At 61.5% G+C, this 14925-nt stretch carries 9 protein-coding genes; 1 reads left to right on the top strand and 8 read right to left on the bottom strand.

All coding sequences use genetic code 11. From position 1 onward, the window contains the following. Nucleotides 1–119: 119 nt before the first annotated feature. From KJF94_RS17125 to pvdM, 5 genes are all read right to left on the bottom strand, one after another. Nucleotides 120–2534, bottom strand: coding sequence for a TonB-dependent siderophore receptor (locus tag KJF94_RS17125; protein ID WP_214377467.1), 2415 nt, complete (start codon nucleotides 2532–2534; stop codon nucleotides 120–122). Between the two features lie 122 nt (nucleotides 2535–2656). Beyond that, the gene (locus KJF94_RS17120) at nucleotides 2657–4318 is read right to left on the bottom strand and encodes a cyclic peptide export ABC transporter (protein WP_214377466.1); all 1662 of its coding nucleotides are present in this window, start codon (nucleotides 4316–4318) and stop codon (nucleotides 2657–2659) included. A 101-nt stretch (nucleotides 4319–4419) separates the two neighbouring features. Next, complete coding sequence (gene pvdO / locus KJF94_RS17115) at nucleotides 4420–5442, bottom strand: dihydropyoverdine dehydrogenase (protein WP_250548173.1); 1023 nt, start codon at nucleotides 5440–5442, stop codon at nucleotides 4420–4422. Between the two features lie 29 nt (nucleotides 5443–5471). After that, nucleotides 5472–6752: a pyoverdine-tailoring periplasmic protein PvdN gene (pvdN, locus tag KJF94_RS17110; protein ID WP_214377465.1), complete on the bottom strand. Its 1281-nt coding sequence runs from the start codon at nucleotides 6750–6752 to the stop codon at nucleotides 5472–5474. A gap of 28 nt (nucleotides 6753–6780) precedes the next feature. Next, nucleotides 6781–8130, bottom strand: coding sequence for a pyoverdine-tailoring dipeptidase-like protein PvdM (pvdM, locus tag KJF94_RS17105; protein ID WP_214377464.1), 1350 nt, complete (start codon nucleotides 8128–8130; stop codon nucleotides 6781–6783). Nucleotides 8131–8373: 243 nt separating this feature from the next. On the opposite strand from pvdM, the gene pvdP reads away from it, so the two are divergent. Next, nucleotides 8374–10002, top strand: a complete 1629-nt coding sequence (gene pvdP / locus KJF94_RS17100; protein WP_214377463.1) for a pyoverdine maturation tyrosinase PvdP — start codon at nucleotides 8374–8376, stop codon at nucleotides 10000–10002. A 104-nt stretch (nucleotides 10003–10106) separates the two neighbouring features. Here the strand turns inward: pvdP and KJF94_RS17095 are convergent, their stop codons facing one another. The 3 genes from KJF94_RS17095 to KJF94_RS17085 are packed head-to-tail and all read right to left on the bottom strand — an operon-like array spanning nucleotide 10107 to nucleotide 14655. After that, a complete protein-coding gene (locus KJF94_RS17095; RefSeq protein WP_214377462.1) occupies nucleotides 10107–11501 on the bottom strand; it encodes an efflux transporter outer membrane subunit in 1395 nt (464 codons plus the stop codon). 7 nt (nucleotides 11502–11508) lie between these two features. Continuing rightward, nucleotides 11509–13482, bottom strand: coding sequence for a MacB family efflux pump subunit (locus KJF94_RS17090; RefSeq protein ID WP_214377461.1), 1974 nt, complete (start codon nucleotides 13480–13482; stop codon nucleotides 11509–11511). After that, the gene (locus KJF94_RS17085) at nucleotides 13483–14655 is read right to left on the bottom strand and encodes an efflux RND transporter periplasmic adaptor subunit (protein ID WP_214377460.1); all 1173 of its coding nucleotides are present in this window, start codon (nucleotides 14653–14655) and stop codon (nucleotides 13483–13485) included. Nucleotides 14656–14925: the final 270 nt, after the last annotated feature.

The raw sequence follows: 14925 nt of genomic DNA, 5'->3' as shown, positions 1-14925 counted from the left end.
CAATGGAAATCAAAATGACATCTCTGCGTGATGGCCTTTGCTCCGCTCCCGCTTACCTCAAAAACAAAACCGGGCCGCAAGCGGCCCGGTGGTGTGTAGCTTTTTGACGATCCAGAAACTCAGTACTGAGCCCGCAACGTCAACGTCAAATTCCGCGGATCCCCATAGAAGTTAGTCCCCCACGAAGCATCCACACGGTCGTAGTACTTGCGATCAAACAGGTTGTTGCCAGTCAGTGTCGCCGACAGGTTCTCGTTGAACTTGTAGCCCACCTGAGCCGTGGCAATGCCATAACCGCTTTGTTCGAAGCGCACTTCACGCTGGTACCAGGTCTTGCTGACTACGCGCACGCCGCCGCCGACGCTGAAGTCTTTGAGCGGGCCGTCGGCGAATTCGTATTTGGTCCACAGGTTGAAGTTGTGTTTAGGCGTGATGGTGCTGAAGGTTTTGCCTTCGGTGGCGTCGTCAGATTTCACCAACTTGGTGCTGGTGAAGGCGTAGCCGGTGGCGATGCTCCAGTTGTCGGTCAGGTTGCCGCTCAACTCGGTTTCCCAACCCTGGCTGCGTGCCTTGCCTTGGGCTTCGTAGCTATTGGTGTCGGAGTTGTATTCGGCGCGGTTTTCGTCGTAGATGCGGAACATCGCGATGCTGGCATTCAGGCGACCGTCATAGAATTCGCGCTTGAGGCCGATTTCGTATTGCTTGCCTTTGCGCGGTCCGATTGGCGAGTTGTCAGCACCGGCTTCGCTTTGTGGCTTGAACACGCCGGTGTAGCTGGCGTAGGCCGACAGTTCCGGGGTCAGCTTGGCGATGATGGCGCCGTAGGGCACGACCTTGCGGTTGATGCTGGTGTGGGCTTCGCCGAAACTGTTGAAGAAGGCGTTGGCGTTCTTCGCGTCGCTTTCGTACCAGGTCACGCGGCTGCCGCCGATCACGTCGAGCCAGTCGGTGACGTTGAACTTGGCGCGGGTATAGAGGCCGTATTGATCGGACTTGGACCAGTTGCCGTTGACGCGCTCATAGTCGTTCTTGGGAATATCGATACTGCCCGGGTTGTAGACGTTGATCGGGAAATACTCGCCGCCACCGTATTCGAAGTCTTTGTCGAGGTGCTGGTACTCGGCACCGACGGTGAACTCGTGTTGGCGGTCAGCGAATTCGAACGGCGTGGTCACGAAGCTGTCGACGCCGATGGTCTTGATGTGGGTGTAGTAGTCATACGCCACGGCCCAGCTGTCGCCATTGGGCTCGACCGCACCGTCTGCCCACGTGAAGTTTCGCTGTGGCGTTTCTGCGTCGCGGTAGGTGACGGTGGTCTTGAACTGACCGCCGTTGTCCAGCGCATGATCGACCTCGGCAAAGGACTCCCAGACTTTCTCGTTCAGGGTGTTCCACTTGGCATCGACGAACGTCGAGCGCGGCACGTCGAGCAATTTGCCGTCGGCAAAGGCCGGCAGACCGAACGCCGGGGTGGAATGGTTCTGCTGATAAGCGCCGCCGACCGACAGGGTGGTGGACGGGTCGAGGTCGAATTCCAGGCGACCGTACACCATCGGGCGTTCGTTCTGGGCGGAGTCGACGAAGGATTTGTTGTTCTCGTAAGCGGTGATGAAGCGCCCGCGCACGGTGCCCTGATCGTTCAACGGGCCGGTGACGTCCACCATGGAGCGGTAGTGGTCATAGGAACCTGCGCCCAGTTCGCCACCGAGGGCGAATTTGTTCAGGGCGCGCTTGCGGACCACGTTGATGGTGCCGCCGGGTTCGCCAGCGCCTTGATACAGGCCCGACGGGCCGCGCAACACTTCGACGCGATCGTACATCGCGAGGTCGAAGCTGGTGCCCATGTCGCCCTGGCCGGTCGGTTGCGACACGCCGTCAACCTGCACCTGATCGACGAGGAAGCCGCGCATGTAGACGTCGTTCAGGCTGGAACCGGAGTTGTACGTCTTGATGGTGACGCCGGTGACCTGGCGCATCGCGTCTTGCAGGCTGTTCATGTTCTGGTCGTCCATGCGCTGGCGCGTGACGACGGACACCGACTGCGGGATGTCCTTGAGCTTGATGTTGCCCTTGCCGATGCTGACTTCATCGGAGGTGTATGAATGCGTGCCTTCAGTCGTCGGCCCCGGTGCCACGCCGGAAATCGCGGTCGCGCCCAGTTGCAGCGCGCTGGAGTTTCCCGCTGCTGGAACCAGCGATACGGTGTTGCCAGTCAATTGAAAAGTGATGCCGCTCCCCAGCAGCAACGTGTTCAATGCCTGTTCCGGCTCCAGATTGCCGGAAACCGCCGTGGACTTGAGACCGTTGACCATGTCCTGGCTGTACAGGATTTGCAGGTCGGTCTGTTGACCCAGTTGCTGCAGCGCGCTGGCCAGCGATTGCGAGGGAACGTTGACGTTCACCGGAGCCGCCTGGACTTCAGACGTACCCAGCAGCAACAGGGTCAGCAACGCACCCGGTACGACTGTTCGGAATTTCTTTTGCGGCGCGATGGCCACTGCCAACGGCGCGCGGGACAGGGTAGGGCTTTGCATTGCTCAAATCGCTCCTAAGGTGTGCATTTTTTTAGTTAATGATAATTATTATTAGACGCATCACCCCGACGAAACCGGAAAACAAACCCGAAAAAATCGTCGAGTGAGTGGTATTGCTGTGCTCAGGCGGTTGCCCGCTCAGTCACCACGCGGCCCGATTCCATGCGCACCAGCTGATCGGCCATGTCGAAATAGCGATCGTCGTGGGAGATGACGATGATGGTTTTGCCCAGGCGCTTGAGGTCCGGAAGCAGCTCGGTGTAGAAGATCCGGCGGAAGGTCGGGTCCTGGTCGGCCGCCCATTCGTCGAACACCAGCACCGGCCGTTCTTCCAGCCAGGCATTGACCAATGCCAGGCGTTTACGCTGGCCGGTGGACAGGTCGGTGGTGGTGAAACTGCCGTCCTTGACGCTGACCTTGTGCGCGATTTCCAGGCGTTGCAGGTATTTGTTGGCGTCTTCGGGAATGTGCTGATCGCCCTGCACCACGTCATCGAACAAGTAGTAGTCGGCAAAAATCGTGGTGAACAGTTGGCGATAGTCGTCACGATTCTGCGCGTCGATGCTGTCGCCGTTGAGCAGGATGGCGCCCTGTTGCGGCGCATAAAGGCCGAGCAACAATTTGATCAGCGTGGTCTTGCCGCAGCCGTTTTCGCCGACGATGAAAACGATGTCGCCCTGTTCGATGGTCAGGTTCACCGGTCCCAGACGGAACGCTTCACTGCCCGGTGCGGCGGGGAAGGCATAGCTGACGTTGTCCAGTTGCAGGCTGTTGACCACGGCCGGTTTTTTGCCAGTGTCGTTGAGCAACAGATGCGGTTCGGGCGAGGAGAACTGGCTCGACAGTTCGGCGATGCGGCGGAAGGCAATACGTGCCCGGCTGACCACCGGCAAGGTGCCAACCAGATGCTCGATGGGGCCTTTCATGTACAGCAACACCAGGACGAAGCCGCTCATCACCGACTTGTCGGCGCTCGGCCAGAACGATTGCAGGGCCAGCGCCAGGCCGATGACCACGAAGAACAGCATCGACCCCAGGGTCTTGGCGATCACGAAGGTATTGATCGAACGCACCTGGGTGTTGCAGATGAAATCCGCCGTGCCCTGAATGCCCGAAGTGAACATCCGCTGGCGGCGCGGACGGTGAATGCGCAGTTCCTTGGCGCCGCCGGCGATGGCGTTGTAATGCTTTTGCAATTCGTCTTCGGCGTCGCGGGCGGCCATGAAGCCTTTGATGCCCTTGCCCTGGGCGTAGAACTGGATGCCGGTGCCGATGGCGATCGCCAGCACCATCATCAGAAACATCGGCCACGACAACAGGGCCAGGTAGCCCATGCAGCCGAGGGTCACGGTCAGGGAAATGGCCAGCGGCGCGAAGGCGAACGCGAAGTCGCTGATGGTGTCGACGTCATGGGTCAGCACCGGGATCAAGCGGTGGCTGCGATAGCGTTCGATCTGTTCGATGGGGGCCGAAAGGACCTTTTCCCCCAGCTCTTTGCGCAGCTTGGCAATGATGTGCTGGCCGACATAGTTGGTGCCGATGTCCGAGCAGATCGAACTCGCCAGCGCCAACAGGCAAAGACCGCCGAACAGCGCGACCACGCCTTGGGTCAGGCCACTTTCCGAATGCAGGGCATTGTTGATCGTGGCCAGCAGCACCGTCACGCTCAGACCGCCCACCATGCCCAGAATGATCGACAGGCTGACCACCAGCCGGAACGGTTTCAGGAGGGTGAACAATTCATGAATTGCACCGCGCGTAGGCTGGGTCTTGAGGAAATGCATTTGAGGACGGTCCCTTGGGTCGTGAGGCATACCCAGTAGAACGTGTGGTCAGGCGTTTAATTTAGACGGCCGCCGACTGGCGGCGGCCGCAGGAGGAGGGGTCAGCCTTTGGACGGCAGATCGCGCACCACACGGAAACCGATCCAGTCGCCACGGGTTTGCGGGTAGATGTTGTTGCGGTTGCCGGAACGCGAGAACACCGGCGCTTCCCCCCAGTCGTTACCGCGAATCTGCAGGGCTTCGCAGTTGGGTTCGACCCAGGCGCTGCCATCGGTAGGGGCGCCCACGTAATCGGTGTGTTCGCAGTCGGCGATCCACTCGTAGACGTTGCCGTGCATGTCGTACATGCCGAAGGCGTTGGCTGGGAAGCTGCCGACCGGGGAGGTGTAGCTGTAGCCGTCGGTTGGCCCGTAAGTATTGGCATGGGTGGCGATGCTGTACTCGGTGCCTTCATCGAACGGGAACGGGAACGGCCCCGTTGAACCGGCACGGGCGGCGTATTCGCGTTGGGCCTCGCTGACGATGTGGTAGTGCTGGCCGGTCTTGATGGACAGCCACGCGACATACGCGCTGACCTCGGCAAAGTTCATGCACACCGCCGGCTGACGCGGGCCCTGTGGATAACGTGGCTTGCTGTTGATGCATTCGCGACCGGGGCGGGTGTCGCCGTCGGGAATGGTGATCCCGGTTTCCTTCAGGTATTGGTCCCATTCACCGGCGGTGATCTGGTAACGGCTCATGGCGAATGGCTTGGCGAACGTCACTTCGTGCATCGGGCCTTCATCGGGCTCGCGACCGACTTCACCTTCCGGTGTGCCCATGGTGAAGGTGCCGGCAGGCAGCACCACCATTTCCGGGCAGTTGCGGCAATCCTTGAACACCTTGCCCGGCAGCGGCGCGGTGGAGGCCTGGGCGGCGACGGGCAACAACGCCAGCAGTGCCAATACTGCGTAAACATAAACCTGTGGCGAGGGAGCTCGCTCCCGTTGGGGCGCGAAGCGACCCCCGCTCTTCGCCTGAAGAACAGGGTCTGCTGCGCGGCCCAGCGGGAGCAAGCTCCCTCGCCACTGGTTCAGCAATGCCCAGGACTGAGCAGCAATGAATCGGTGCAGGAGGTTTTTCATGAGCATTCTCGCTAAAGGGAATCGGTGTGTCAGAGCTTGCTGGCCAACAGCGTCATGACGCGGTCGATGTGCGCCTCGGTGTTGAGCAGGCCCGGGGACAGACGAATGATCGGGCCGACATCGCGGTCGACGGCATCGCAGACCACACGCTGGTCCATCAGGAAATTGGCGACTTCCTCGCAGTCCCGGTTCTTGATGCGGAAGAAGGTGAAGCCGGCGGAATACTCGGGCGACAACGGCGTGACGAGCTCCACCGACGGATGCTCCTGCAAGCGTTTTTTCAGGTAGCTGTTGATCTCGTGAATGCGCGCCTGAACCTCGGCCTTGCCCAGATCAAGATGCAATTTGAACGCTTCGGTCAGCGCCCAGCGGTGTTCAAACGAGTGGTAGCCGCCGTAGGTCATCACGGTCGAAAACGTGGTCGCTTCAGAGAACGTCGGAATGGTCGGCGTGATGTCTTTCATCTCGTCGGAGCGCGCGCAGATGATCCCGGTGCCCCGTGGGCCGAACATCCATTTGTGGGTGCCGGCGATGAAGTAGTCGCAATGCATGTCCGGGAAATCGAGGTTTTCCACGCCGAAGCCGTGGACGCCATCGACTACATAAAGGATGCGATTGTTTTCCTCACGGTCGCGGTTTTTCTCGGCGACCAGTTTGCCGATCTCGCCGATCGGCAATTTCACACCGCTGCCGGAGTGCACCCAGGTCATGCCGAGCACGCGGGTCTCGGGGCGAATGTTGCGGGCAATCGACGCCAGTATTTCATCGGTCGAAACCTTGTACGGGTCTTCGAACAATTTGATTTTGCGAACCTGGGTGCCGTCCTTTTGCGTGCGGAATTCAAACACGCTGTTGGCGGCGTAGTGCTCATGTTCGCTGGTGAGGATTTCCTGATCCGGACGCACATGAATGCCGGCGTAAATCATTGCCAGGCCTTCGGTGGTGCTGCCGGTGAGGGCGATCTGCGAGGGTTTGGCTTTCAGGTAACGGCCGGCCCACACGCGGACTTCTTCTTCGCGGCGTTCGGTTTCGCCACGATGCCAGTCCATGGCCAGGCCCGGGTTGCGGTCGAGGTTGGCGCGGTGCATCTCGATGGCCTCGCGCACGGGCCTTGGGTGCGAGGTCACCAGAAAGTTGGCGAAGTGCAGGTAATCGGGGTCTTGATTGAACAGCTGGCGAAACTGCGCCCATTTGTCTTTGGGCAGCGGCGCCGGCGTGGCGGCCAGCGCCGGCAGGTTGACCGCGGAACTCAGGGGGATGCCGGCCGCGATAACGCCAGCCTGTTTGAGGAAGGTACGACGGTTGGTCATGGATTCGGTTCGCTTGGCAAAGTGACGATCAATGTTTGACGACAGGCCGGGAGGACTTCTGTACCTGGTCCCAGACCCGCAGGAAATTGCCGCCCCAGAGCTTGGCAATGTCGGCCTCGCTGTAGCCGCGGCTGATCAGCTCTGCGGTGACGTTGCGTGCCTCGCTCACGTCTTTCCAGCCGTTCAGGCCGCCGCCGTCGTTGAAGTCGGAGCTGATGCCGACGTGGTCGATGCCGATTTTTTTCACCGCATAGTCGATGGCGTCGCCGTAATCCTTGAGGGTGGCTTTCGGTTCTTCATCGATGATGCCGTAGAGCTGGCTGGCGTATTCGCCGAAACGCTGTTCCGACCACACGGTGATCACCGGGTCACCCGGCATCAGCGCCATCTCCAGGCCTTGCAGCGGTTGCAGGTCGAAACGCGCACGCAGGGCGTTGAGTTTGTCTTGGGTGGCCTGGCTCAAGGGCTTGATGTAGGTCGGGAAACCGACAATCTGCACCACGCCGCCGCTGTGCTTGATCAGCTGCATTTCCTGGTCGCTGAGGTTGCGCGGGATGTCCACCAGCGCCCGTGGTGCCGAGTGCGAGGCGACCATCGGCGCACGGCTCAACTGGCTGACTTGTTCCAGGGCCTTGGTCGACATTTGCGACACATCGATGATCACGCCGAGGTCGTTCAGGCGATGCACCGCTTGCTTGCCCAGCTCGGACAGGCCGCCGAGGGCGTCGCGGGAATCGTTGAAAAACGGCAGTGGCCGGGACGAATCGGCCCAGGCGTTGTTGCCCACGTAACTGAAGCCGAACATGCGCATTCCGCGGGCGGCCCATTTATCCAGGGCGTTGACGTCATTGCCCAGCGGGTAGGCGTTGAGCATGCTGATGAACACGGCGAACTTGCCCTCGCCGTGCAGGCGCCGGAAGTCGTCCGGGGTGTAGGCAATGGCGACCTGATTGGGGAAGTCGCGTACCAGGGTGCTGATGATTTTGTAGCGGGTTTCCTGCTCGTGACGGGCTTCATCGATGAACCCGGCTGTCGGGCGGTGCGGGGCGTTGTCGCCGTTCCAGATTTCCGGCCAGCCGAAAATGGTCAGCGCCGCGCCGGACAGGCGACCGCGTGCGGCCTTGACCAGGTCGAACTGGCCGCTGCCGTCCTTGTCGGCCTCGTTTTCGGCGGTGCCGAAATCCATCGGCACGGTGATGTGGCTGTCGAACGAGAGGATGCGCTCTTGCAGTTCATCCGCCTGTTTCATCACTGCGACCGGGTAGCCGGGGTTGTCGTTGAACCAGTGATCCCAGGCCGCAAACCCTGCCGCGCCAGCGATGGCCAGCGCCAGGGGCAGGCCAATGAAAAGAGCCTTTTTCGAACGAGGTTTTGTCATTGCCATCTCAGTCAGGTTCGCCGTCGAGGGTGCAGGCGCGGGGGCCTTTGCTATCTGGGAAGAACGAGTGGCCGGGTGAGAAATTTAGTGCGCTTGAGGGCCTCTTCGCGGGCAAGCCTCGCTCCTACAGGTTTTCCAGTTGCCTGTAGGAGCGAGGCTTGCCCGCGAAGCTCTTAAATTTGTGAAGACAACAAACGTTCTAGCTTGGATAAAGCCTGCTCCATGGCTGACACAGGTAGGGCAATGACGATTTCTCGACGATGGTTCCTGGCGGGTCTGGCACTGACTGGCGCTGCCCTGCCTGCGGCGTATTACGGGCATCGCGAACTGACAAAACCGGACCCGACGATTACCCCCGGTGAAGCGTCATTCGACGTCGCGGATGTGGCCGGACAACGTCTGGCCAATACGCTGCAGGGCGTCTGGGACATCCGTTTCGAAGGCCGTGACGCCGGGCTCGACGGTTTGCCTCGCGAGGGGTTGCAGCTGTTGCTCGACGTCGGTCACAAGGGCCGTGGGCTCAATGGCTTTCTCGATACCTTTGATGCGCTGCGCGGCGAACCGACGCCGCGCTATCGCGTCCTCGGCGACCTGGCCGGCACGAACACCACCGAGTTGAGCTGGCGCCTGATCGATACCCGATCCCCGACCGGGACGCCGGACTACGAATTCACCTTCAAACTCGACGAAGTCTGGGCCGTATTCGGCAATGCTGGCAGCGGCACCTTGAGCGGGCGCGTGCTGCGTCTGGATCGTCCGCTGGCCTTGACCGCTCAGGACAATCGTTTCGTCGCGGTCAAGCAAGTGTTCCCCGAGGCGCGTGAACGCACAGGCCTGGGCCCGGCGTTGCTGGCGTGGCTGATTTCGCCCGAGCACCGTTTGTTCCATCAGCTCTGGCACGCCTCTCGAGACAAATGGCATACCTTGTCCGAGGACAAGCGCAACGCCTTGCGCGGGATCGGCTGGCAGCCGGGGCTTCGCGACAAGGAGCGCGATGCTCGCGGGCCGCGCAAGGATCGCAACGGCTCGGGCATCGACTTTTTCTTCATGCACCGCCACATGCTCGGCACCGCGCGTTCCTTGCAGGATTTGCCGTCCTGGCAGCAGTTTCCATTGCCGCAACCAGAGCTGGTGCGTGATCGCCAAGGGTTTGCCCGTTACTTCGACAACCACGACGGCACCGCGCTGCCTCCAGCCTGGCGCGCCGATGACGATGACGAGTATTCGCAGTGGGTCGCCGATCTCAAGACCGCCGAGACTTACCACAGCAATTTCCAGGTCTGGGAATCGCGCTACCGTGACCCGCGTTACTTGTCGAAACTGACCCTGGGACAGTTCGGTTCCGAGGTCGAGCTGGGCCTGCATGACTGGCTGCACATGCGCTGGGCGTCAGTGCCCCGGGACCCGTCCAATGGACAGCCTGTGCCGTTCGCGCGGGACACCGCAGACTTTTCCGCCCGATGGTTCGCGGCGGAAAACGACTTCCTTGGCGACCCGTTTTCCTCCCATGTGAACCCGGTGTTCTGGCATTTTCACGGCTGGATCGACGACCGTCTCGAAGACTGGTTCCGCGCGCATGAGCGCTTTCATCCGGGTGAAGTGAGTCGATTGGAGGTCCAAGGCGTGCCGTGGTTCGCGCCAGGTCGCTGGGTCGAGATCGACGATCCGTGGCTTGGCCCGAGTACCCATGGCTGCAACGCCACGCCGGGGTTGCAGGTGGGCAAGTCGGTGGAAATGGACCCGGAAACCATGAAGCTGGCGTTGCGGATTACCTTTGGTGAAGACGAGAAGAAGCTGGAGGATCTGTTCCGCAAGGTGCCGCAACGGCCGTGGTATGCGCGGAATCTGAAGGCTAAACACAGTCCGGTTTGATTACCGCGTAATCGTTCTTCGCGGGCAAGCCTCGCTCCTACAGGAGATTAAATTTACTGTAGGAGCGAGGCTTGCCCGCGAAGAGGCCATCACTAGCAATTAAGCTATAAAACCTGCCACCCACCCCCAAGCGCCTTGTACAACGCAATACTCGCCTGCAACCTCGACAACCGCAGCTGCACATTCAAATCCTGCGCGGCATACAACGTGCGCTGCGTCTCCAGCACCGTCAGCAAATCCTCGGCCCCGGCCTGATAGCGGCTTTGCGCAATATCGAATGCCGTTTGCGCCTGATTCAACTCTTCACTTTGCCATTGGCGCTGGGCGTCGAGACCGCGAATACCGGTCAGGGCTTTTTCCACGTCGGCAAAGCCGTTGATGATCGCGCCGCGGTAGGTTTCCAGCAGTTCTTCCTGACGGGCCGTGGCTTTGTCGCGTTCGGCGCTCAGGCGTCCGTTGTTGAAAATCGGCGCGACCAATCCGGCGGTGAGGTTGTAGAACGGGCTGCGCAGCACATCGTTAAAGGTGTCGGCGCCAGAACCGATCTGGGCGCTCAATGTCACCGTGGGCAGCATTTTCGCCCGGGCCACGGTTACGTCGGCCCGGGCGGCCGCCAACTGCGCTTCGGCGCGAGCAATGTCCGGGCGCCGGTTGAGCAAGTCGCTGGGCACGCCCGCACCGATAACCGGCCAACTGAGTTGATCGAAGCGCTGATCATCGAGCTTCAATGCTTGAACGGGGCGGCCGAGGAGGGCAGCGAGCGTGATCCTCGCTTCTTCGGCTTGCTGCTGCACCAGCGGCAGCTGCCGTTGTTGCGCGGCGACCAGGCTCTTTTGCTGGGCCAGTTCCAGGGCGGTGGCCGAACCTGCGTCGAAGCGGGTTTTTACCAGGTTCAAAACCTTTTGCGCATTCGCCAGATTGAGCTGCGCGATACGGTGTTGCTCTTGCAGCGACAGGGCTTGCGCGTAGGTGCTGGCGACCGCGCTGAGCAGCGTCAATTCCACCGTGTCGCGATCGAACTCGCTGGCCCGCAGGCCGAATTGCGCACTGTCGCGGGAGGCGCGCTGGCCGCCCCAGAAATCGATTTCATAACTGGCGCTGAGGCTGGCGTCGAAGTAATCCACCGCCTTGTTGCTGTCGTCGGCGTCCAGTTGGCTGTAGCCGTCACCGCGCATCAGCTTCTGGCGATTGGCGTTCATCGCGGCTTTCACTTCCGGCAGCAGCGAACCGCCAGCAATCACAGTCGTCGCCCGGGCCTGACGAACTCGCGCCAGTGCCGCTGACAGGTCATAGCTGCCGACGCGGGCCTGTTCAATCAGTTGATCGAGCTGCGGGCTGCCAAAGTGCGTCCACCACCGGGCGTTGCTCAACACGGCGTTTTCACTGTGCGCCGATTGCCAGGCGGGCGGCGGCTGCAAGCCACTGTCCGGACGCGGGTCCGGGCTGGCGCACGCGCTGAGCAACACGCAGAGGGTCAACAGGCTGAGTGGCGCTTTCATAGATCGATCATTCACTGGTAAGGGCCGTGACCGGGTCGAGCCGGGCAGCTTTGCGAGCCGGCATGAAGCCGAAGACAACACCGGTGACCAAGGCACAGCCGAAAGCACCGAGTACCGCTATCAAAGAAAACGCGACGGCCACTTCGCTGAGGATCAGCACACCGCCGACGATCAGCGCCAGGGCAATGCCGGCGAGGCCGCCGACCACCGAAAGCATCACCGCTTCGGTGAGGAACTGCCGCAGGATGTCGCGCTGGCGAGCGCCGGTGGCCATGCGAATGCCGATCTCGCGGGTGCGTTCGCGCACGGTCATCAGCATGATGTTCATCACGCCAATCCCGCCCACCAACAGCGAAATCGCGGCGATCGAACCGAGCATCAGCGACAGGGTATTTTGCGTGCGTGCCTCGGCCTGGATCATTGCCGCGTTGTTGGTCAGCTCGAAATCCTTCTTGCCGTCGTGCAGACGCAACATCAGCTGCTCGATGGCCATTTCTGTTTCTTTGACCTTGCGCGCATCAGCTGCCGCGATGGCCACGTATTCGGGGTTGTGAGTGCCGAACAGCCGGACGCTGGCGGCGGAATACGGGATGGCAATGCGGTCGTCGCTGTCGGTGTCGCCGGAGCTGGCGCCTTTTTCCGCGAGCACGCCGACCACCTGGAACGGCACGTTTTCGATCAGGATGTATTGGCCGATCGGGTTGGCCACGTCCTTGAGCAATTTGGTCCGCACCTTGTGGCCGATCACCGCGACAGCCGCTGCGTTGCGTTCATCGTCCTGGGTGAAATAGCTGCCTTCCACCACCGGCCAATTGAAGATCGCCGGGAAGTTGGTGTCGTTGCCGCCAACGTAGCTCAGATGATCGAGGTTGCCGAAACGCACCCCGGCTTCCTCGCCGTTGACCGGCATGATGCGCGTCACTTGCGGCAGGCTGCCCACCGCCGCGACGTCATCGAGGGTGATGATGCCCAGCGGCGTTCGCGGGTTGGGTGCCGAGCCGCTGAGGTAAATGATGTTCGAGCCGAACGCGCCCATTTGCGCCATCACCTGACGCTTGCTGCCTTCGCCGACGGCCAGCATCACTACCACCGACGCGACGCCGATGATGATCCCGAGCAACGTCAGTGCGGTGCGAAACCTGTTGATCCACATCACCCGCCACGCGGCGTGCACCGCGTCCACCAGCTCGCCTTTCCAGGCTCCGGTGGCCTCGGCGCCCTCGCTCAGGCGCTTGCGCAAGTCGACGGCCTGCAGCGCGCCGGGGTTGGCCGAGGTTTGCACGTGGGGGTTGTCGTGGGCGCTGTCGCTGATGATCAGCCCGTCGCGGATTTCGATGATGCGTTTGGCCCGGGCCGCGACTTCGCGGTCGTGGGTGATGAGGATGACCACGTGGCCCTGGCTCGCCAGTTCATCGAGCAGCGTCATGACCTCGGCGCCACTGTGGCTGTCGAGGGCGCCGGTGGGTTCGTCGGCGAGGATGATGTGGCCGCCGTTCATCAAGGCACGGGCGATGGAGACGCGTTGCTGTTGGCCGCCGGAGAGTTGATGTGGCCGGTTGCCGGTGCGCGAGGCCAGGCCGAGGCGGTCGAGCAGGGCGGCGGCGCGGGCATGGCGTTCGGCGGCCGGCAAGCCTGCGTAGATGGCCGGCATCTCGACGTTTTCCTGGGCCGAGCCGGACGGGATCAGGTGGTAGCCCTGGAACACAAAGCCAAAGGCTTCACGACGCAGCCAGGCCAGTTCGTCGCTGTCGAGTGCGGCGACGTTTTCCCCGGCGAAGCGGTATTCGCCCGAAGTCGGGCGGTCGAGGCAACCGAGGATGTTCATCAGCGTCGACTTGCCGGAACCGGACGCACCGACAATCGCCACGAACTCACCGGCATGGATCGACAGGTCGATACCTCGCAACACGTGAACCTGCGGTGAATCGCCGCCGCCGTAGGATTTGCGGATGTCCTGCAGGTCGATCAGTGGCGTCAGCATTCAGCCGCCACTCCCGTCGGCCGGGCCAATCAACAGGTGATCGCCTTCCTGCAAGCCGTCGAGGATCTGCACCCGCAGGCGATCGCTGATGCCGGTGCGCACGTCACGTTGCTCGACGCGGCCATTCCTGGCGACGACCTGAGCGGTCTGAATGTTTGGTTGCGTGCCGCCTTGCAGCGCGGCGATGGGCGCCGTGAGCACGTCTTTCGCCTGGTTGGAAACGAAGAACACCTGGGTGGTCATTTCCGCCATCAGCGCGTTGTCGGCGTTGTCGACATCGAGCAACACGGTGTACAGCACCACGCGGGCGCTGCCGCTTTTGCTCGAACTGGCCGGGCTGCCGCCGCCCTGGCTGGTCTGGTCCAAAGGTTTGGGCGGCACCGGCAGAATCTGCCGCACGGTGCTGCTCCAGCGTCGCTTGCCGCCGCTGAGTGTGGTGAACCAGGCGGTCATGCCGGGTTTGACGTGACCGATGTCGGCTTCCGACACCTCGGCCCAGACGGTCATCGGCGACAACTTGGCGATGCGCAGAATCAACGGCGTTTGCTGCTGCGCGTTGAGGGTCTGGCCTTCACGGGCATCGAGTGCGACCACGGTGCCGGACATCGGTGCGTAAATGCGCGTGTAGCCGAGCTCGGCCTGATCGCTGCGCAAGCTGGCCTGGGCCTGGCGGATTTGTGCCTGGAACATGTCGATGCGCGCCTGGGTGGCGCGCAGCTCAGCCTGGGCGGTTTGCACGTCTTCTTCGCGCGTGGCGCCGCCGGCCTTGAGGTTCTGCTGGCGCTGGAACTTTTGCCGGGCCAGTTCGTGTTGCGCCCGTTGTTCCTCGAGTTGCGCCTTGAGGTTTTCGATCGAGAAACGCCCGGCGTCGAGTTTGGCCTGTTGCGTGGACGGATCGATTTCCACCAGCAACTGGCCTTCCTTGATCACGTCACCGACTTCCACGTGGATCTTCTGGATCTGCCCGGACGCCTGCGCGCCGACGTCCACGTAGCGTCGAGGTTGCAGGGTGCCGAGGGCCGTGACACTGCTTTCGATGTCGCCGCGGCTGACTTGCACCGTGGCAAATTTGTCTCGCCCGGGCGGGATGACCTGCCAGGCAGCCACAGCGATAACGGGGATCAGACAAAGTGCTACAAGCAGGGCGCGTCGGGTCTGTCGGGGACGTTTCATGCAGGGTTCCGGCCAATGGATATCGGCCCGTCGCTCAGCCTGCGCACGAAATCTGGCAACAGTTGAACGCTGTCGGGAAGCCGACAGAGACGGGGAGCTGTCCTTTATACGAGAAAAGCGGCGGGGAATTTAGGCGTGGACATTTAGGGTTACACCTGTAGTTCAAGACTATTTGTCGGGCAAGACAAAGCAACACTTTAAATCTATATGAGAATTACTATAAATTACACACCTGAACTGCCACTATCGTGCCACTGCCCATTTCGGCGG

The organism is Pseudomonas hormoni (assembly GCF_018502625.1).
In the GTDB taxonomy this organism is placed as follows: domain Bacteria; phylum Pseudomonadota; class Gammaproteobacteria; order Pseudomonadales; family Pseudomonadaceae; genus Aquipseudomonas; species Aquipseudomonas hormoni.
Note: the sequence above shows the minus strand (reverse complement) of the source record. Positions and strands in the feature narration are given on the sequence as shown.

What these genes read in the sequence shown, in the direction of transcription:
- KJF94_RS17095 (WP_214377462.1), bottom strand. Translation starts at nt 11,501, where the DNA reads ATGAAAGCGCCACTCAGCCTGTTGACCCTCTGCGTGTTGCTCAGCGCG.
- KJF94_RS17125 (WP_214377467.1), bottom strand. Translation starts at nt 2,534, where the DNA reads ATGCAAAGCCCTACCCTGTCCCGCGCGCCGTTGGCAGTGGCCATCGCG.
- pvdP (WP_214377463.1), top strand. Translation starts at nt 8,374, where the DNA reads ATGACGATTTCTCGACGATGGTTCCTGGCGGGTCTGGCACTGACTGGC.
- pvdO (WP_250548173.1), bottom strand. Translation starts at nt 5,442, where the DNA reads ATGAAAAACCTCCTGCACCGATTCATTGCTGCTCAGTCCTGGGCATTG.
- KJF94_RS17085 (WP_214377460.1), bottom strand. Translation starts at nt 14,655, where the DNA reads ATGAAACGTCCCCGACAGACCCGACGCGCCCTGCTTGTAGCACTTTGT.
- KJF94_RS17090 (WP_214377461.1), bottom strand. Translation starts at nt 13,482, where the DNA reads ATGCTGACGCCACTGATCGACCTGCAGGACATCCGCAAATCCTACGGC.
- pvdM (WP_214377464.1), bottom strand. Translation starts at nt 8,130, where the DNA reads ATGACAAAACCTCGTTCGAAAAAGGCTCTTTTCATTGGCCTGCCCCTG.
- KJF94_RS17120 (WP_214377466.1), bottom strand. Translation starts at nt 4,318, where the DNA reads ATGCATTTCCTCAAGACCCAGCCTACGCGCGGTGCAATTCATGAATTG.
- pvdN (WP_214377465.1), bottom strand. Translation starts at nt 6,752, where the DNA reads ATGACCAACCGTCGTACCTTCCTCAAACAGGCTGGCGTTATCGCGGCC.